A 16649-nucleotide genomic window follows, 5' to 3' on the forward strand; every position below is an offset into this window, starting at 1 on the left:
TTGTGTCCGTTAGATCCTGATGTCGCTCGGGCGCGCCTTGCGCAGCCACTGCGCCACCCACATCCGCGTCAGGGTGACGCCGGTGAAGACCGAGGTGAACAGCCCGACGATCAGCACGATCGCGAAGCCCTTGACCGGGCCCGAGCCGAACATGAAGAGCAGAACCCCGGCGATGAAGTTGGTGATGTTGGCGTCGTAGATCGCCCGGCTCGCTTCCTTGTACCCGTTTTCGACAGCGGCAATTACCCGCCTGCCGCGCTTTCGCTCTTCGCGGATGCGTTCGTAGATCAGCACGTTGGCGTCGACCGCGGCGCCGATGGTCAGCACGAAACCGGCGAGACCGGGCAGCGTCAGCGTGGTCTTCATGATCGACATGATGCCGACCAGCATGAGCACGTTAAAGACCAGCGCTATCGTCGCATAAACCCCGAAACGGCCATAGGTCAGGATCATCAAGACGATGACCAGCCCGGCACCGATTCCCATTGCGAGGAGGCCCTTGGCAATCGAGTCGGCACCCAGTTCGGGGCCGACAGTGCCCTGCTGGATCACCGTAAGATCGACAGGCAGCGCGCCCGAGCGCAGCGAGATGGCGAGGTTGTTGGCGCTCTCGACCGTAAAGCCGCCGGAAATCTGCGCCGTCCCGCCGAGAATCGGCTCGTTGATGTTCGGCGCCGACAGCACTTTGCCGTCGAGGATGATGGCGAAGGGCTTGTTGACGTTCTGACTGGTCAGGTCGGCGAACTTGCGCGCGCCCTGGCTGTCGAAGGTGATGTTGACGATCGGTTCGTTGGTCTGCTGGTTGAACGACTGCTGTGCGTTGGTCAGCATGTCGCCGCGAATCCCGCCGAGCCGCTTCACCGCGATCGCCTGGCCGGCATAGGGCGAACTCGGATCGTAAGGTACTATCTCGCTGCCCGGAGGGGCGATGCCCTGCTGAATGTCGGATTGCAGAGCGGTCGTATCGACGAGCTTGAATTCAAGGTTGGCGGTCTGGCCGAGCAGATCCTTGAGCGCCTGCGGATCGTCGAGGCCGGGGACTTCGACCGAGATGCGGTTGTCGCCTTCGCGGATGATGGTCGGCTCGCGCGTGCCGAGCGCGTCGATGCGCTTGCGCACGACCTCGGTGGCGCTGTCCATCGCCTGGTCGACTGCGAGCTTGAGGCCGGCTTCGGTCTGCGTCAGGACGAACTTGTTGCCGTCGACGACATCGATGGTCCAATCGCGCTGGCCCGACAGGCCGGCGCCGGTGGTCAGCGGCTCGATCAGGTCGCGCGCACGGTCGACCTGGGCCGGATCCTGCAGCACGAACGAGAGCTTCCCGCCTGTGGCCGAGAAACTGCCGGTGCGGATACGCGGTTCGGCCTGGCGCATCGACGCGCGGACCGATTCTTCCATCGATTCGAGCCGCTGCTTGGCGACCTGCGTCGGCTGCGCCTCGAGCAGGATGCGGCTGCCGCCGGCCAGATCGAGGCCAAGGTTGATCTGCGTATCGGGCAGTGCGGAGGGCCACGTGCCGCCGGTGTGAACGACCAGCGAGGGAATGGCGGCAAGCGCGGCGAGGATGGTCAGGGACCACAGCCAGATACGGCGCCAGCGGGGAAAATCGAGCATGTCTGCGGCTTATCCTGCGTCGGAGCTCAGTCGTTGGCCGGCTTGCCGCCGGGAGGCACGACATCGCCTATCGTCTGCTTGATCACCTTGACGCGCACGCCCTGAGCGATGTCGACCTCGGCATAGTCGTCGTCGACCTTGACCACCTTGCCGACAATGCCCCCGGCGGTGACAACCTGGTCGCCCTTCTTGACCGAGGCGATCTTGGCCTTGTGTTCCTTCTGCTGGCGCATTTGCGGTCGGATGATCAGGAACCAGAAGATGGCGATCATGCCGACGATCGGCAGGAAACCGGTCCAGCCGGGTGCCGAGCCCGCGGTTCCGGCGGAAAGGATATCAAGCATTACTCTCGCCCATTATGATCAGGTGAAGTGGTGTTGCGAAGCGGCTTGTGAAGGGGGCCAGGGCCGCCCGTGCACCGAACGGCGAGGCGCGTAGCAGCAATGCAACACTGGTGCAATCAGCCCGGGTTGCCTTGCCACGAGGTCCGCCTTATAGGCCCGGCCTCCACTGGAACGGGACGTAGCGCAGCCTGGTAGCGCATCACACTGGGGGTGTGGGGGTCGCAGGTTCGAATCCTGTCGTCCCGACCAGTGGCACGAGACTCGGGAGTGTCTGTGGACATTCCACGTCGACCTGCCCCACGCGAAGACCGTCGCGGCGCGCTCGAACCCCCTTGCGCAAGCATATCTCTGGCTCCTGCGCGAAGGCAGCCGCCCACGATCCGCCGCATTGCAGCGACTCGACGTTGTTACGCGGCCACGCGATTCGATCGAACGGCCACCTGCGAAGAAATCACTTTCCTACACGAACCATATCGGTTCATGTATTCTCTGCTCATAACCAAGCGGAGTCTCTCATGCCCCTGCTCGATGGCCTTATCGGCCCCATCGCATCTATCATCGACAAGGTCATCCCCGACAAGGCCGCGCGCGAACGGGCCAAGCTCGAACTGCTGCAACTGGAAGGCTCGCAGGAGCTCAAGCAGCTCGAGGCGCGCCTGTCTGCCATCGTCGCCGAAGCGCAGTCGCGCGACCCGTGGACCAGCCGCGCCCGGCCGAGCTTTCTCTACGTAATGTACGCCATGATCCTCTGGGCTCTGCCGATGGGTCTGATCGCCGCTGTCCGCCCCGAAGCCGCCCGCGACATCGCTGCCGGAATGAACGCTTACCTCTGCGGCCTGCCCGAACCGCTCTACGCCCTCTTCGGCACCGGTTATCTCGGCTATACGGCGGCTCGGCAGTGGGGAAAGGTCAAGGCGGCGGAGACATAGGTCGGCCAGGGTTCCTTCGCCTCAGCCCAGCCGGCGTTATGCGTCCAAAGTGCCCCTTCCCCGCGCGTGGGCAGCACTCGGCATGCCCCGAACTCACCAATAGGGCACGGCTCCGTAAGCTCCGTAGTATCCGTAGATCGAGTCGCCGTATGCTAGGTGCTTGGGACCGCCAAGCTCGGCGATCTCTGCCGCTTCGTAGTGCGGCGCACCGTCGAGGGCCGACTTGTCCAGGGGAATCACGAAGCCGCCCTTCTCGACGTCGTAGTCGAGCAGCGACCAGGGCACCGGGTGAAACCTTTCGCCGATGCCGAGAAAGCCGCCGAACGACATGATGGCGTAGATCGTCTGCCCACCGACCTTCTCGATCGATAGGTCGTCGATATGTCCGAGGTGGTCGCCCTCGCGGTTGTAGACCCGGGTGCCGACGACCCGGCTCGACAGGATGAGGTCGTGTCCGGAGATATGCTGCGTCTGCTCTCGTGCTGTCGGTTCCATGCCTGCGCTCCTCTCTTCAAAAGGGATTGCTGGACCAACGCGCGACCAACCGATTGGCTCCTCCACCGGCGGCCGAGAAAACCGGCAGTTTGACCCGGCGGCGAACCTTCGGCTTCTTCCCCCTGACGCGCCTTCCCGCTAATCCGAGCGCATGACTCAGACCGTCTACGTTCTCAACGGCCCCAACCTGAACCTGCTCGGCCTGCGCGAGCCCGAGATCTATGGCTCGGACACGCTCGACGACATTGCCGGCATGCTCGAGGACAAAGGCCGCGCGCTGGGGCTGGAGATCGACATGCGCCAGTCGAACCACGAAGGGCACCTGGTCGACTGGCTGCACGAAGCGCAGGCCGAAGGGGCCAAAGCGGTCCTGCTCAACGCGGGGGCTTACACCCATACCTCGATCGCGCTCCTCGACGCGATTCGCTCGATCACGACGCCGGTGATCGAAGTGCACCTGTCGGATCCCATGACCCGCGAGGACTTCCGGCACGTCTCCTACGTCGGCATGGCGGCGGTAGACGAGGTCAAGGGGCTCGGCGCCCAGTCCTACGTCGTGGCCCTGGAGAAGGCTGCGGCGCTCTAGCTGCAATCGCCTGCCCCCTTGCCAGCCCGGGCGCGCGCGCATAGGCGGGCGCCAGGACAGATAATGAGGCGCACATGGCGGAAACCAAGGCCGCAGCCGGGCGTAAGGCCGGAATGACCATCGACACCAAGCTCGTTCGCCAACTGGCGGACGTGTTGGCCGAAACCGGCCTCACCGAAATCGAAGTGGAAAACGGCGGCCAGCGCATTCGCGTGGCGCGCTCGGCCGCTCCAGCTCCCGTCCAGACGGTCGCCGCCGCGCCTGTTGCCGCAGCCCATGCCCCCGCCCCCACGCCCGCCGCCGCACCGGCGGAAGCGTCCGCGGCACCTGCCGGCAACGCCGCCGGGACGATCAAGTCGCCGATGGTCGGCACCGCCTACCTCGCACCCGAGCCCGGCGCCTCCGACTTCGTCAAGGTCGGCGACGCGGTGCAGGCCGGCGACACCCTGCTGATCGTCGAGGCGATGAAGGTGATGAACCCGATCACCGCGCCTGCTGCCGGCACGGTCAAGGAAATCCTGATCGGCAGCGGCCAGCCAGTGGAGTTCGATCAGCCGCTCGTCGTGGTGGCGTGACCGTGGCGATCAAGCGCATCCTGATTGCCAACCGCGGCGAAATCGCGCTGCGCATCCACCGCGCGGCGCACGAGATGGGCATCGAGACGGTCGCGGTGCACTCGACTGCCGACGCCGACGCGATGCACGTGCGGCTGGCCGACCACGCCATCTGCATCGGCCCGCCCCCGGCCAAGGATAGCTACCTCAACGTTGCGGCAATTATTTCCGCCGCCGAGATCGCCCAGGCCGACGCGATCCACCCCGGCTACGGTTTCCTGAGCGAGAACGCCCAGTTTGCCGAGATCGTCGAAGCGCACAACATCGCCTGGATCGGCCCCAAGCCCGAGCACATCCGCACCATGGGCGACAAGGTCGAGGCCAAGCGCACTGCCGGCGCGCTCGGTCTGCCGCTCGTCCCCGGCAGCGAGGGCGCGGTGAGCGATCCCAAGGAAGCGGCCAAGATCGCCAAGAAAATCGGCTACCCGGTGATCATCAAGGCCGCGAGCGGCGGCGGCGGACGCGGCATGAAGGTGTGCAACGATCCCGACCAGCTCGAAACGCTGATGAAGCAGGCCGGCAACGAGGCCAAGGCCGCGTTCGGCGACGACACCGTCTATATCGAGAAGTATCTCGGCAACCCCCGGCACATCGAGTTTCAGGTCTTTGGCGACGGTCGCGGCAACGCGATCCACCTCGGCGAGCGCGACTGTTCGCTGCAGCGCCGCCACCAAAAGGTGCTCGAGGAAGCCCCCTCCCCGGTCATTACCCCCGAAGAGCGCGAGCGCATGGGCGAAGTTGTTTCCAAGGCGATGCGGGACATGGCCTATCGCGGCGCGGGGACGGTCGAGTTCCTGTGGGAAGACGGCGAATTCTACTTCATCGAGATGAACACCCGTCTGCAGGTCGAGCACCCGGTGACCGAGGCGATCACCGGGGTCGATCTGGTGCGCGAGCAGATCCGCATCGCCGACGGCAAGGACCTTTCGGTCTCGCAGGACGAGATCGAGTTCAAGGGCCATGCCATCGAATGTCGGATCAATGCCGAGGACCCGCGGACCTTCGCCCCTAGCCCCGGGCTGGTGACGGCCTATCACGCTCCCGGTGGCATGCATGTTCGGGTCGATAGCGGGCTCTACGCCGGATACCGCATCCCGCCCTATTACGATTCGATGATCGCCAAGCTGATCGTCTACGGCCGCACGCGCGAGGGTTGCATCATGCGCCTGCGCCGTGCGCTCGAGGAAATGGTGATCGAGGGTGTGAAGACCTCGATCCCGCTCCACTGCGCGCTGCTCGAACAGCCCGACGTGCTGAGCGGCGACTACTCGATCAAGTGGCTCGAAGACTGGATGAAGGAGCACGAAGTCTGACGGCTGGCGGCGGATTGGCGCGATGACTGCGACCGAGTGGCTCGTGCTCGGCGCCGGCCTCGTGCTGCTGTTCGCCAGCGCGCCATGGCACCTTGGCGGGCTGCTGCTGATCAAGCGCATCAAACCCTCCGGCGGCGACAACGGCTTTCTCGCGATCCTGCTCACGTTCTGGTCGCTGATGCTGCTGCACCTGTCGGAAATCGCCATCGCCGCGGGCATGTACTGGCTGGTCATGCTCGCCCCCGACGCCGGCACGATCACCCATGCTACGGGCAGCGAGATGGCGGCGCTGCTCTATTTTTCCGGCGTTACCTTCGCGACGCTCGGCTTCACCTCGCAGCACGCCGAAGGGCCGATTCGCATGCTGGTGATGCTCGAAGCGCTCGGCGGATTCATGCTGATCACCTGGTCGGCGACCTTCGTCTATTCGATCTGGTCGGAACGCTTCCGATCGCCCGATGACGGCGGAGAGTCGGGCTAGTCGTTACTCCAGCGGCACGCCAGGTTCGTGCTTCGAGGTCCTGATCGTCAGCGAGGTCTTTACGCTCGCCACGTTCGGCGCCGGTGTGAGCTTGCTGGTGAGAAATTCCTGGAAGCTCTGCAGATCCTGACTGACGATCTTGAGAATGAAGTCGATCTCGCCATTGAGCATATGGCACTCTCGCACCTCGGGCAGCGTCTTGATGTGGTCCTCGAAACCGCGCAGATCCTCTTCGGCCTGGCTCTTGAGGCTGACCATGGCGAACACGGTGATGGCGAAACCGAGCTTCGAGGGGTCGAGATCGGCGTGGTAGCCGCGAATGACCCCGGCTTCCTCGAGTGCGCGCACTCGGCGCAGGCACGGCGGAGCGGTAAGTCCGACGCGCTGGGCAAGTTCGACGTTGGTGACGCGCCCTTCTTCCTGAAGTTCCGCCAACAGCCGGCGGTCGATCTTGTCCAAAGTCGCCATATTTGTTGCTCCAAGGCGCGGCTGCGCCTGCTTCCCCGATCCCCAAGCCGCAACTAACCGCTAAAAGCGAACCGTTAGCGGAAATATAATTTTGTATGCTCGTAACCGTCCCGCTTTGCAACGGTGCAGAGCTTCGCATTTCACCCAATAACCGTTTTGCTAATTCTTGGTTTCCACGCGGTGCATCCTGCACCGGCGCGGGCGCGGAGATTCCATGCTGCTCGACGACCGCCTTGCTACTGTCCTGCGCTCTGGCGCAGCAGGCGAGCGCGCGGCGCGTACGCAATACCGGCAACTGCTCGATCTGCTCGGCACCATGCCGCCCGGCGCAAATGGCCCATTGGTGACGGCGGCCTATGCGCGACTAGCCGAGATTTCCGACCAGCTTCCCGCCGCCGACCAGTCGCGGATCTTGCGCGAACCGTGGCTGAGGCTGCGCAACCCGCGGCTCCTCGCCTACCTCGCCGAAGGCGATCCGCAGGCCGCCGCGGCGGCGATGGCCACCGCGCGGCTCGAGGAGGAGCAATGGGTCGAACTCATTCCGGAACTGCCGGTCACCGCGCGCGGTTTCCTGCGCCACCGCCGCGATCTGCCCGGCAAGGCGCGGGCCTTGCTGGCGCGCCTCGGGGTGCGCGATCTGGTCCTGCCCTACCCTGACGGGCCCGCGGTCTTGGAAGCGGAGCCTGCGCAGCGGGCCCCGGCGCCGACTACCGCAGCTCCCGCAGCGGAAGCGCACGCCTCCTCCGCCGAATCCAACGGCGAAGGCATTTCCGCCCTCGTCCGCCGCATCGAAGCGTTCCAGCAGGCGCGCAGGTCTGCTCCCGCCGCGCTCGACCCGCGACTGCCGCTCGGCGACGGAGCGCCGGATCCTGCCCGGGAACACGGCACGAGCTGCGACATCGCCATCGACGTGACCGGCCGGATAGGCTGGGCGACGCCCGGCTTTGCGCCGCTGCTCGTCGGGCTCGAGCTCGCTGCGGCCGAGGTGCTCGACTCCGCCTCGCGGGCCGCCATGCGCCGCCACCAGCCGGTCCGCAGCGGCAAGGTCCGCCTAGAAGGCGTCGCCGCGATAGCCGGCGAATGGATCATCGACGCCGCGCCGAGCTTCGGACCGACCGGTTCTTTCACCGGCTATGATGCGCGGCTGCGGCGCTCTTTCGGCGGCCCGGTGCGAAGCGTGGCGAGCGGGCCCGCCGACCGAATGCGCCAAGTCCTGCACGAACTGCGCACCCCGGTGAACGCCATTCAGGGCTTCGCCGAAATCATCCAGCAGCAGCTATTCGGTCCGGCGCCGAACACGTATCGGGCGCTCTCCGCCGCGGTGGGAGTCGATTCGGCCCGTCTGCTCGCGGGCTTCGACGAGATCGACCGGGTCGTGCGGCTGGAGAGCGGGGAAGCCGAGCTTTCCGAAAACGGTTGCAACTTGCGGCTGGCAATCGAGCGCACGCTCAAGCGCCTCGAGGGCGTTACCCGTCCGCGCGGCGCGAGGATGCGCCTGCTGGTTTCCGGCGAGGGCTTCGCGGTCCGTCTCGGGGAAGACGACGGCGCGGTGCTCGGCTGGCGCATCCTGGCCACGCTGGCCGGATCGCTGGCGCCCGGCGAGGTCATCGAACTGACCCTGAGCGGCTCGCGCGAGTGGGTTACGCTGACGATGGACCTGCCGGTCGGCCTTGCCGCCGACGACCCGTTCGGCGCGGCCGCCCCGGCCCAGGCGCCGGCGGTCACTGCAGGCATGTTCGGCAGCGGCTTCACCCTGCGTCTGGCACGCGCCGAGGCGATAGCGGCCGGCGGATCGCTGACGGTCGAGGACGATACACTGGTCCTCTCGCTGCCAGCCTTGACCGGCTCCGCCGCCGGGCATAGCGGTGGCGCCGTATCGACCGCCTGAGCGGCCGCGGAAAGGTGCCAGCGCCCATGCACGCGATTACCGATCCACCGTCGCCGGGATCGCATGCGCGCTTCGACGCGCAGTTCGGCCGCCGCTTCATCCTGACCGTGGATACCGAGGAGGAATTCGACTGGTCGAAGCCGCTCGCACGGGAGGGCCATACGCTCGACCACCTGACCCGGCTGGCCAAGTTCCAGACTTTCTGCGAGGCGCTCGACGTGGTCCCGATCTATCTCGTCGACTGGCCGATTGCGACGTCGAAACTCGCCGCCGAAATACTCCGCCCGTCCGTCCTAGCCGGCAAGGCGGAGGTCGGAGTCCAGCTGCACCCCTGGGTCAATCCACCGTACGACGAGGAGGTGACCCCAGCCAATAGCTTTGCCGGCAACCTGCCCCGCGAACTCGAGGCGGCCAAGCTCGGCAACTTGCGCGATAGGATCGAGCAGGCTTTCGGCACGGCGCCGCTTATCTACCGCGCCGGGCGCTATGGGACGGGTCCGAACACCGCGCAGATTCTCAGCGACGAGGGGATCGCGATCGACACCTCGGTGCGGGCCAACTTCGATTATTCGGCCGGCGCCGGTCCCGATTATAGCCGTCACCCGCTGTCCCCCTATTGGCTCGATGGCGAACGCACCCTGCTCGAACTGCCGCTGACCACGGTCTACTGGGGCATGCTGCGCCGCCAGGGGCGCGCACTGTATCCGCTCAGCCAGCGCGTGCCGCACCTGCCCGGCGTGCTTTCGCGCCTCGGATTGCTCGAACGCATCTCGCTCACGCCCGAAGGCGTCGGCATAGACGAGGCGATCCGTGCCATCGACATCGCGGTCGACGACGGGCTGCCGCTGCTGGTGTTTTCCTTTCACAGCCCTTCGCTGCAGCCCGGTCACACGCCCTACGTGCGCTCCGACCGCGACCTCGACGCGCTGTACGGCTGGTTCCGCGAGGCCTTCGCCTATTGCGAGCGCTGCGGCGTCGCCCCGACCAGCGTCGGCGGAATCATGCAGTCCGTGATGCGCTAGGACGCTTGCCAGCCGCCGGAGCGCAGCCTAAGCGGTGCGCCGCGCAAGCGGGTCGGGGCCTGTAGCTCAGCGGTTAGAGCTGGCCGCTCATAACGGCTAGGTCGCGGGTTCGAATCCTGCCGGGCCCACCACCGCAGCGCGCGAAACGAGGTCGGGGAGTAGCGCAGCCTGGTAGCGCATCTGCTTTGGGAGCAGAGGTCCGATCATTCGTCATTGGCGGCTTTCCTTGTGTTTTCGGCGCTCTCATCGAGCGGTTCGGGACTATTCCGGGACTCGGCTGCAATCATCGCCTCGCGCACGCTGTCTTCGCCCGGGTGGAAATAGCGCTGCGTCGTCCGGTAATCGGAGTGACCGAGCAATTGGTTTGCGGCCTCGATCGATCCGGTACGAGTCGCGGCGGTGTGGCGGTTGTCGTGGAACCGGTAGCCTTCGATCCCAGCCTCTTTGAGCGCCTTGCGCCACTTGCGATCCCATCCCTGCCGGCTGAACGGGTAGCGCTGCCCCTTTACCCGCTGCGGCCGATCATCGCGGCGCGGTGCCGACCGTTCGGCAACATAGGTGAACACCTGGGCACAGGCCTTCGGCTGATTGGCGATCATGGCGATCAGCTGCGGAGTGAGCGGGAACGTGTGCCGCCGGCCGCCCTTCGCCCAGACCGTAGCTCTCGCCTGCGCGAGGTCCACGTCAGACCAACGCAGGGTGACGATCTCGCTCTTGCGCTGGCCTGACAGGAGAGCGAAGCGCACGATCGGTTTAAGGCTTTCAGGAAGCGCGGCGAAAAGGCGATGCTCTTCCTCGGCCGAGAGGGTGCGCGTTACCGGCTTGGGCTCGCGCAGCTTGACCTCTTTCCATTTGATCGATGGCGCTTCGAAGTCGCGAGCCTCGTGCCATTCGATGACGCGGCGCAAAAGGGCCGTCTCTCTGTTCACGCTGGCATTCTTCACGCTGCCACGCCTCTTCGCGATGTAGCAGTCGAGGTCGGCAAGGGTAATGTCGTGCAGCGGCCGCGTGGGGCCCAGCCCCTGAGCGAGATTGTCCAGCTGATAGAAGATGGTCTTGGCGCTGCGCAGGTGCTGTCCCTTGGCGAGATACCAGGCGCCGCAAGCATCATCGATCGCGATAGTCGGCTTCGCATCCTCGCCTAGCGCCGCTTTCCGCCGGACTTCGGACTGGAACCGTTCTGCGTCGCGCTTCGACGTGCATCCCGTAGAGCCGTGATGCCGATGACCTTTGAATCGGAAGTCGTAGTGCCAGTATTTGCTTTTCGCGGGTTTGTAGAGCGACATGGCGGTTCATCCTGGCAGCGCTGCTTTTCGATGTATTCGGCGAGATCGTCCGGAGAGTATGCGATTCTGCGCGGCGACTGCCGAATGTAGCGTATCATTCCCTTGCTTCGCAGGTCGCGCAAGGTGCGGGGCGATAGGCGCAGAGCTTCGGCCGCCTCGTCCTCGGTCAGCAGCTGGGGGAGGTTCGCCGGCGCGTTCACTGCAGCACCCTTCCCAGGCCGACCCTGCCGGCCTCCGGATAGTCGACGAGGCCCAAGGTGCGGAGCCGGCCAAGATCATTCGCGAAGCTCGAGGACGAAGGCGACATTGCGGCACGGTTGGCGAGGTCGTTGCGGTATTGGTCGCCGCTCTCCCACAAGGCGTCGAGAATGCGGCAATGCCGTGGCTCTAGGCGCCGCTTGATGAGTTCGAAAAGGGCTACTCGGCTCGGGGCCTCTTTCGGCCAGTTCGCTGTCGCCGCGCCGCTTTGAGTGAGGGCCACCATCCCTTGCGACGGATAGTCGATCAGGCCCTTCGTTCGCATCGCGCCGAGATCGTTCGCGTAGCTTGAGATCTTGGGGGAAATGTCGGCCAGCCAAGCGACGATGTTCCGCTCCACCGTGTCACGCTTCAAGAGACGCTGGGCCCAAGCGATCCCGTCGAGAATGCGCTGCCAGCGCGGCGGATAGTCCCCTGCGGGGGCAGTCCCAACCTGCCGGCCCTGTACCTGTTCCTCGGTATCTGCCCGCCCCTCCGGGGTCGATGGCATACGCAGACGCGAAGTCATTGCGGCGGTGCCGGGTTCCTTCTCCGTCGATTCGGAGTTGCCCGCAGGAGCTTCTTCGAGCGCCGGCCTGATCCGCTGGAAATCAGCGAATGCCTGACCGATGATGTCGCGCAGCGCGCGGTTCTCAGCCGTGAGTGCGTCGATCTGCTGCTGGCCGACGCCGCGCTCGATTATCAATTCGTCACGCTCGGTCTCGAGATCGGCCACCCGCCGTTTAAGATTTGCGACCTCGTCAGAGGTGGCAGATGTTAAACGCTCGCCACCGGGATCCTCGACCTTCGGCGGCGCCAACTGCTTTGCTATCGCGCCCAGGTCGATCTGCGCCAGCATCTTCGGCTCGGCGACACTCTCCCCGGGCTCAGGCGTCCGGCTGCTGTCGAAGGTACGCGGCATCTGCGATATGCCGCGATCGAGGATGCCGAGCCGCGGACTGTAAACCCACCGTTCGCCCCGGGCGAGGCCGGCCAGGCTCTCCATGACGGTCGCCATCGTCGCCTTGTCGGCGTTGGCCCTGAGATATGCCTTCACGGCATCCTGATCGGCCGGAGCAATCAGCTGGTGCGCGATCACCGTCTGCATCTGCGAGATTACCGACTTGGCAATGTCCGCCGGGCGCTGCGTGATGGCGGTGAGCACGAAGCCCTGCACCCGGCCGCGCTTGGCGATCCATTCCATCTGGCGCTTCGCGGCCTCGCCCGCCTTGCTGGGGCTGGTCTGCGGCGCGAACTCGTCGGCCTCGTCGACGACCAGGTGAAAGTTGCCGCGCGGCTTCTTGCGGAGCGCGGCGACCATCCAGTGAACGAACTCCTGCTGTTCGTCGCTATCCATGAGCGAGAGGTCGACGATCGCGGAGACGCCGCTCGCGATAATCTCGCCGATCTTCCCGCCTTGTTCGTGCGAGATTGGAACGTCGCCGTTTGCCCCGCCGAAGATCGGAATGGGGAAGCCGGGATCCTCGCCATTGGCCGCCGAGCGCAGGCCGTGCCAGACGCCCGTTGGATCGACGATGCAGGTATGCCGCCCGGCCTCGAGCAGTTGCTCGACCTGGTCCTTGGCGGTGACCGTCTTGCCTGCGCCCGATGCGCCGACGACGAGGGTGTGCGTGTCGAGGATCGCGACGTCCGCCGCCTCTCGGGCTTCCTGCGATACCTCAGCCATGCTGGCCTCCATTGGGCGCATCCTGGCGGACCGCGCTGGCGGGGCTTTGCCCCTGAGCCTCCTGCGAAGTCTCAGCCGTTCCGGCGCTCATCGCTTGCGCGGGAAAGCGCCACCAACCTTGTTTGCCCTTTGCTTGGATCGGCTCGCGCAACAGGTCGGCCCGCATCACGGGCCATGCCCACCGACCGTCGCCCCAATCGCCCGCGGCTATCTCGCTTTCGGGCTGGTGCGCGCGTTCGTCTTCGGTGCGACGGGCGCGGGCGAACTCGACAACACCGATGATCGCACCGCGCGGCAGACTGTGATTGTAGGCGCAGCCGAACATGTCGTAGCAGAGGTCGTGCAGCATGGGGGTGATCGCACTATCGGGCGCAAAGCGTTGTGTTGCGTGGATGGCTATCGGCTTTCCGATCAGGCGCTCAGGCAGGCGAAACCTGCGCGTCTCAAACGCCTTGGCGAAGTCGCCTACACTGCTATCCCAAGCGAACAGGAGTGAGGCGTAAGGCTGCCACATCGAGATAACAGGCATATCCGAGCTAGGGACGGAAGCCCGAAGGGCGGAGACGCTTGCGGCTCCGTTCACGACGGCCCGGTCCGAAGGAAGCGCCCCCACTTTGTTGCTGTCATTCTGTTCCATCGGTCTTGCTCCCAAGGGCTGCGAGGGCGTCCAGTTCGGCAAGCTGCCACGCGGCGATTGTGAAAGTCTCTTGCCCTTCGTATCGTTCGATGTGCTGCACCACGCGGCGCACCCGCTCCACCAGCCCATCATCCGGCGCGGAAGCAAGGCGTGCGTCGATGTGGGCAAGGGCTTCGGTGACAAGCGGCAATGCTTGGTCAAGATATGCCTCGCTCCAATTGTAGCCGCGCGAGTTGATCTCGGGCGCTACCGAATAGGCGGCTCCTTTGACTGCTCGCAGCGCCTCCCGCAGCACTTCATCGCTGGCGGGCTGGCGCTGGTTCCATGCGGCGATGGCTTCGGCTTTGACGGCCATCCTTGCGCGGGCGTGGGCTTTGCACTTTGAACAGCGGACCTGATGCCTCTCATAAGGCCAGTCCCACGACCGTAGTTCAGCTGCCCCGCTACAGAACGGACACGCCGCAAGCTGTTCATCCTTGGTCATTGCTTTGCTCCTGAATGTGGGCGCGGACGGGCTGCCAGCAAATGCAGCCTTCGCCGTCACCCGCGTTCATGGTTTGGCGGTTAGGAATGAAAGACGCCGGGAGGTCCATGACCGCATCTGCGGCGCAGGTTGTGTTGACAGGCCATCCCCTGTATCGCGGGTAGAAGTTGGCACCCCAAAGGCGGCAATTGCCGCACCGCCGCTGCGCCTCAGTCAGCCCCTTCGCTATCCTCTCAACATCACCCATGATCGGCCTCGCTGGCATGGGCGCGGAGGGCGGCGGCGGTTAGGGCGAGTGCGGGAGTGGCGGCTGCTCCGTTCATACGCCTTGCCGGGATATGACTGCCGCCGCGAAACCAGTAGAGGTTCGCATTGCCAAAACGGCTGTCTGCTGTGCGCACGATATTGACGCTCCACCCCTCCGGCACCAATTGCATCGCTGCGTTGAGCGAGGCGGTGTAGGCGGGGGCCTTGATCGGATTGACGTACTGCTTGCTCCCCACGCACCAGCCTCCCGGAGCGGCAATGGGATTGCCCCCCGCGCGGTCGACGGCGATGTGAATGAGCGCATCCAACTCCCGATCCGGCCCCGTCGCAGCCTCGACCTGTGCGGCCAGTGCTTCAAGTTCGGCTCGGTCGGTCATGGCCGGTTCCTCGCTCACGACAGCGCCCTTTCGTGAACTTCGCGGTTGTTCCTGGCCTGCCGGCTGCGCACCGCGGCAACGGCCATCAGCTCGGTGTTTTCGAGCGCGACGAAGTCGAAGCCTCCGCTGACCGTCTGCCCGCGCTTCACGACTTTCAGGCCGAGAAGATCGTTCAGAATGGGGGCCGTCTCGGGCACGCCGGGCAAGCTGATTTCGATGAGCATCAGGAGTTTCCTTCCTTGTCGATATTGCCGCGATGGACGGTGAAGGTGACGGCGACGATGTCAGCCAAAACAGCCCCCTATTCCGAGCAATGCCGCCCAAGCGAGCAGCGAAACCGTGACGCCGATCACGGCGCCGGACACAAAAGCGCGAACCTCGGTATCCTCGCGCCGGAACCTCTCGCGCAGCGCGTCATCGTCGATCTGCAGGGCCTCGGCTCCGCGTGGATCGCCCGGGACGTAGGGCCGCACGCCGGGTTCGAAGCGAAAGCCGTTCACGATGACGGGCGCGTGCGGATCGAAGCGCGGATCGGGCGTGGTGAGCGAGAATGCGGAGCTCATGCCTGCGCCCTCGCCTTGCTCGCCAGCGCCAGCCTGAACCGGCGGCAGGGCTTGAACCCCGGCATGGTGTCGGGCGGCAGGGTGCAAGCGCCTTCGCCGCCTTCGTGGTCGTGCCGGTAGTCGCCACATTCGCAGATATCGAAAGGGCTGCGCGCTGCGGCCAGCGGGGCGCGGGGCGCGGGGATCGTGCCGGTGCCGCTCATCGGACCGGCATCCCGTTGTGCTCGACGCCGTCGAGCAGCCGCCCGGCGCGCTTCTTGCCGAGACGATAGACGAGATCAGTCGAGTGCTGCGTGAAGCTATACCCGCGAAGCCGAAGGGCGCCAGCATCGTTGGCGAAGGTCGTGTAGCGGTTCATCCAGTCGCGCACGTCACCTTTGCGGGTCGTTACCGGACCATCCGTCACCGCAGGCTCGCCATCGAGGCGAAGGGCATCGAGAGGCGCCCACTCCCCCCACTGCTTGAAGAAATAGGCGATACCGTTCGCGGCGCAGAAATCGCGCGCCGATCTATGCCAGTCGGGATGGCTCGGCCGTGCCTTCGGTCCGCTCTCGCCGCCGCTGATGATTTGGTGGACGAACTCCCATCCGCGCCAATCGACGGGGCCCAGCGCAGGCTCATAGCTGACGAACTTGATCGCGGCGGGCGTAGCGGCGAAGTCCTCGCGGCGCTCGTCGGCGCGCTGCTGGTCCTCGACCGAGACGCCCAGCCAGACGTTCGGGAGGGGCCAGCGATCCGGCGAGAATACCGGCATCCCGCTCGGGTTCATATCCGGCCCTCCGCTGGCCGGTTTGCCGTCGCGAGTGACGTAGCCATCCCACGCTGGCGCAGCCTTGAAGCTCGATAGGTATTCTCGCATCCGCCCAGCGCGCTTGGTCAGCACCTGGAATGTGTGTTTTCGGCTCTGTGCCATCACCACGAACACCCGGTCGATCCATTCGTCGGGCACGCTCTCGTGGAACAGGTCGCCGTGCGCGCAGACGAAGATCAGCCGCGGCGCGCGCCAGCGCAGGGGCTGGTCGAGCCATTGCTCGTTGAAGCGAACCTTGCCAGTCCAGACCGGCCCAGCCTTCGTGTCCTGCGTCAGTCCGGAGCGCGACGGATGGTTGCGCAGCCGCGTGCCAGCCAGCTTCATCGCGTAGCAGTTCGTGCAACCCGGCGAGTGCACGGAGCATCCGTTGACGATGTTCCAGGTTGCCTCGGTCCATTCGATCTTCGTCTTGTCAGCCATCAGTCAGCGAGCCTCCACTCAACAATATCGAAGTTGCGCGACCGTCTGCCCTCCCGCGTGAGCGACCAGCGGCAAGCGCCGCGCCCATCGGCAGGCCAGCTTTCCACGGGAACGAGACCGTTTCTG

Annotated in this window: 20 protein-coding genes, 3 tRNA genes and 1 pseudogene; 10 read left to right on the top strand and 14 right to left on the bottom strand. The window is 65.4% G+C overall.

Translation table 11 applies throughout. The features are described 5' to 3' along the window. Positions 1 to 9: 9 nt before the first annotated feature. Positions 10 to 1614 (bottom strand): protein translocase subunit SecD, encoded by a 1605-nt coding sequence (secD, locus tag Q7I88_RS13450; protein WP_305096420.1) that lies wholly within the window; start codon positions 1612 to 1614, stop codon positions 10 to 12. Positions 1615 to 1640: 26 nt separating this feature from the next. Next, positions 1641 to 1958: a preprotein translocase subunit YajC gene (gene yajC / locus Q7I88_RS13455; protein ID WP_305096421.1), complete on the bottom strand. Its 318-nt coding sequence runs from the start codon at positions 1956 to 1958 to the stop codon at positions 1641 to 1643. Between the two features lie 172 nt (positions 1959 to 2130). Between yajC and Q7I88_RS13460 the strand changes: the two genes are divergently transcribed. Further along, a tRNA-Pro gene (locus Q7I88_RS13460) sits at positions 2131 to 2207 on the top strand. A 266-nt stretch (positions 2208 to 2473) separates the two neighbouring features. After that, a complete protein-coding gene (locus Q7I88_RS13465; RefSeq protein WP_305096422.1) occupies positions 2474 to 2887 on the top strand; it encodes a holin family protein in 414 nt (137 codons plus the stop codon). Between the two features lie 93 nt (positions 2888 to 2980). Here Q7I88_RS13465 and Q7I88_RS13470 read toward each other — a convergent pair whose 3' ends face one another. Further along, a complete protein-coding gene (locus Q7I88_RS13470; RefSeq protein ID WP_305096423.1) occupies positions 2981 to 3382 on the bottom strand; it encodes a PRC-barrel domain-containing protein in 402 nt (133 codons plus the stop codon). A 151-nt stretch (positions 3383 to 3533) separates the two neighbouring features. Here Q7I88_RS13470 and Q7I88_RS13475 point away from each other — a divergent pair, with 151 nt between their 5' ends. The 4 genes from Q7I88_RS13475 to Q7I88_RS13490 all read left to right on the top strand — a co-directional run bounded on the left by Q7I88_RS13475 (position 3534) and on the right by Q7I88_RS13490 (position 6376). Beyond that, complete coding sequence (locus Q7I88_RS13475; protein WP_305096424.1) at positions 3534 to 3968, top strand: type II 3-dehydroquinate dehydratase; 435 nt, start codon at positions 3534 to 3536, stop codon at positions 3966 to 3968. A gap of 74 nt (positions 3969 to 4042) precedes the next feature. Next, positions 4043 to 4543 (top strand): acetyl-CoA carboxylase biotin carboxyl carrier protein, encoded by a 501-nt coding sequence (gene accB / locus Q7I88_RS13480; protein WP_305096425.1) that lies wholly within the window; start codon positions 4043 to 4045, stop codon positions 4541 to 4543. Positions 4544 to 4545: 2 nt separating this feature from the next. Next, entirely contained in the window at positions 4546 to 5895 is a 1350-nt protein-coding gene (accC, locus tag Q7I88_RS13485; RefSeq protein ID WP_305096426.1) for an acetyl-CoA carboxylase biotin carboxylase subunit, read from the top strand. Positions 5896 to 5917: 22 nt separating this feature from the next. Continuing rightward, positions 5918 to 6376, top strand: a complete 459-nt coding sequence (locus Q7I88_RS13490; RefSeq protein ID WP_305096427.1) for an ion channel — start codon at positions 5918 to 5920, stop codon at positions 6374 to 6376. Positions 6377 to 6379: 3 nt separating this feature from the next. On the opposite strand, the gene Q7I88_RS13495 is transcribed toward Q7I88_RS13490, so the two are convergent. Beyond that, positions 6380 to 6844, bottom strand: coding sequence for an Lrp/AsnC family transcriptional regulator (locus Q7I88_RS13495; protein ID WP_305096428.1), 465 nt, complete (start codon positions 6842 to 6844; stop codon positions 6380 to 6382). 214 nt (positions 6845 to 7058) lie between these two features. On the opposite strand from Q7I88_RS13495, the gene Q7I88_RS13500 reads away from it, so the two are divergent. From Q7I88_RS13500 to Q7I88_RS13515, 4 genes are all read left to right on the top strand, one after another. Next, positions 7059 to 8732 carry a histidine kinase gene (locus Q7I88_RS13500; RefSeq protein WP_305096429.1) on the top strand — a complete coding sequence of 558 codons (1674 nt, stop codon included), beginning with the start codon at positions 7059 to 7061 and terminating at the stop codon, positions 8730 to 8732. 26 nt (positions 8733 to 8758) lie between these two features. Next, positions 8759 to 9754, top strand: a complete 996-nt coding sequence (locus Q7I88_RS13505) for a polysaccharide deacetylase family protein (protein ID WP_305096430.1) — start codon at positions 8759 to 8761, stop codon at positions 9752 to 9754. Positions 9755 to 9809: 55 nt separating this feature from the next. Next, positions 9810 to 9885, top strand: a tRNA-Ile gene (locus Q7I88_RS13510). A 21-nt stretch (positions 9886 to 9906) separates the two neighbouring features. Beyond that, positions 9907 to 9984: transfer RNA gene (locus Q7I88_RS13515), tRNA-Pro, on the top strand. On the opposite strand, the gene Q7I88_RS13520 is transcribed toward Q7I88_RS13515, so the two are convergent. The 10 genes and pseudogenes from Q7I88_RS13520 to Q7I88_RS13560 form a co-directional block, all read right to left on the bottom strand. Next, positions 9958 to 11040: a tyrosine-type recombinase/integrase gene (locus tag Q7I88_RS13520; protein WP_305096431.1), complete on the bottom strand. Its 1083-nt coding sequence runs from the start codon at positions 11038 to 11040 to the stop codon at positions 9958 to 9960. The two genes, Q7I88_RS13515 and Q7I88_RS13520, sit on opposite strands and share 27 nt — an antisense overlap. 29 nt (positions 11041 to 11069) lie before the next feature. Next, positions 11070 to 11240: pseudogene (locus tag Q7I88_RS16545) on the bottom strand (helix-turn-helix domain-containing protein); the annotation flags it as partial. Then, positions 11237 to 12964: an ATP-binding protein gene (locus Q7I88_RS13525; RefSeq protein WP_305096432.1), complete on the bottom strand. Its 1728-nt coding sequence runs from the start codon at positions 12962 to 12964 to the stop codon at positions 11237 to 11239. The pseudogene Q7I88_RS16545 and the gene Q7I88_RS13525, both read right to left, overlap by 4 nt. After that, on the bottom strand, positions 12957 to 13601 hold the full coding sequence (locus Q7I88_RS13530; protein ID WP_305096433.1) for an ASCH domain-containing protein: 645 nt from the start codon (positions 13599 to 13601) through the stop codon (positions 12957 to 12959). Before Q7I88_RS13530 ends, Q7I88_RS13525 begins: the two co-directional genes overlap by 8 nt. Then, positions 13588 to 14085, bottom strand: a complete 498-nt coding sequence (locus tag Q7I88_RS13535; RefSeq protein ID WP_305096434.1) for a Lar family restriction alleviation protein — start codon at positions 14083 to 14085, stop codon at positions 13588 to 13590. The genes Q7I88_RS13530 and Q7I88_RS13535 overlap by 14 nt, the downstream gene beginning before the upstream one ends. 239 nt (positions 14086 to 14324) lie before the next feature. Then, positions 14325 to 14729 carry a hypothetical protein gene (locus Q7I88_RS13540; protein WP_305096435.1) on the bottom strand — a complete coding sequence of 135 codons (405 nt, stop codon included), beginning with the start codon at positions 14727 to 14729 and terminating at the stop codon, positions 14325 to 14327. A gap of 14 nt (positions 14730 to 14743) precedes the next feature. Next, the gene (locus Q7I88_RS13545; RefSeq protein ID WP_305096436.1) at positions 14744 to 14953 is read right to left on the bottom strand and encodes a hypothetical protein; all 210 of its coding nucleotides are present in this window, start codon (positions 14951 to 14953) and stop codon (positions 14744 to 14746) included. Between the two features lie 60 nt (positions 14954 to 15013). Then, entirely contained in the window at positions 15014 to 15292 is a 279-nt protein-coding gene (locus Q7I88_RS13550; RefSeq protein WP_305096437.1) for a hypothetical protein, read from the bottom strand. Further along, positions 15289 to 15495, bottom strand: coding sequence for a hypothetical protein (locus tag Q7I88_RS13555; RefSeq protein WP_305096438.1), 207 nt, complete (start codon positions 15493 to 15495; stop codon positions 15289 to 15291). The genes Q7I88_RS13550 and Q7I88_RS13555 overlap by 4 nt, the downstream gene beginning before the upstream one ends. Then, positions 15492 to 16523 (bottom strand): phage Gp37/Gp68 family protein, encoded by a 1032-nt coding sequence (locus tag Q7I88_RS13560; RefSeq protein WP_305096439.1) that lies wholly within the window; start codon positions 16521 to 16523, stop codon positions 15492 to 15494. The genes Q7I88_RS13555 and Q7I88_RS13560 overlap by 4 nt, the downstream gene beginning before the upstream one ends. Between the last annotated feature and the right edge of the window lie 126 nt (positions 16524 to 16649).

Origin of the sequence: Croceibacterium aestuarii (genome assembly GCF_030657335.1) — a bacterium.
Classification (GTDB): Bacteria; Pseudomonadota; Alphaproteobacteria; order Sphingomonadales; family Sphingomonadaceae; genus Croceibacterium_B; species Croceibacterium_B aestuarii.

Coding starts and splice junctions, on each gene's coding strand:
- Q7I88_RS13505 (WP_305096430.1), top strand. CDS start 8,759: ATGCACGCGATTACCGATCCACCGTCGCCGGGATCGCATGCGCGCTTC.
- secD (WP_305096420.1), bottom strand. CDS start 1,614: ATGCTCGATTTTCCCCGCTGGCGCCGTATCTGGCTGTGGTCCCTGACC.
- Q7I88_RS13520 (WP_305096431.1), bottom strand. CDS start 11,040: ATGTCGCTCTACAAACCCGCGAAAAGCAAATACTGGCACTACGACTTC.
- Q7I88_RS13555 (WP_305096438.1), bottom strand. CDS start 15,495: ATGAGCGGCACCGGCACGATCCCCGCGCCCCGCGCCCCGCTGGCCGCA.
- Q7I88_RS13535 (WP_305096434.1), bottom strand. CDS start 14,085: ATGACCAAGGATGAACAGCTTGCGGCGTGTCCGTTCTGTAGCGGGGCA.
- accB (WP_305096425.1), top strand. CDS start 4,043: ATGGCGGAAACCAAGGCCGCAGCCGGGCGTAAGGCCGGAATGACCATC.
- Q7I88_RS13490 (WP_305096427.1), top strand. CDS start 5,918: ATGACTGCGACCGAGTGGCTCGTGCTCGGCGCCGGCCTCGTGCTGCTG.
- Q7I88_RS13560 (WP_305096439.1), bottom strand. CDS start 16,523: ATGGCTGACAAGACGAAGATCGAATGGACCGAGGCAACCTGGAACATC.
- Q7I88_RS13495 (WP_305096428.1), bottom strand. CDS start 6,844: ATGGCGACTTTGGACAAGATCGACCGCCGGCTGTTGGCGGAACTTCAG.
- Q7I88_RS13475 (WP_305096424.1), top strand. CDS start 3,534: ATGACTCAGACCGTCTACGTTCTCAACGGCCCCAACCTGAACCTGCTC.
- yajC (WP_305096421.1), bottom strand. CDS start 1,958: ATGCTTGATATCCTTTCCGCCGGAACCGCGGGCTCGGCACCCGGCTGG.
- Q7I88_RS13550 (WP_305096437.1), bottom strand. CDS start 15,292: ATGAGCTCCGCATTCTCGCTCACCACGCCCGATCCGCGCTTCGATCCG.
- Q7I88_RS13545 (WP_305096436.1), bottom strand. CDS start 14,953: ATGCTCATCGAAATCAGCTTGCCCGGCGTGCCCGAGACGGCCCCCATT.
- Q7I88_RS13465 (WP_305096422.1), top strand. CDS start 2,474: ATGCCCCTGCTCGATGGCCTTATCGGCCCCATCGCATCTATCATCGAC.
- Q7I88_RS13500 (WP_305096429.1), top strand. CDS start 7,059: ATGCTGCTCGACGACCGCCTTGCTACTGTCCTGCGCTCTGGCGCAGCA.
- Q7I88_RS13470 (WP_305096423.1), bottom strand. CDS start 3,382: ATGGAACCGACAGCACGAGAGCAGACGCAGCATATCTCCGGACACGAC.
- Q7I88_RS13525 (WP_305096432.1), bottom strand. CDS start 12,964: ATGGCTGAGGTATCGCAGGAAGCCCGAGAGGCGGCGGACGTCGCGATC.
- Q7I88_RS13540 (WP_305096435.1), bottom strand. CDS start 14,729: ATGACCGACCGAGCCGAACTTGAAGCACTGGCCGCACAGGTCGAGGCT.
- Q7I88_RS13530 (WP_305096433.1), bottom strand. CDS start 13,601: ATGGAACAGAATGACAGCAACAAAGTGGGGGCGCTTCCTTCGGACCGG.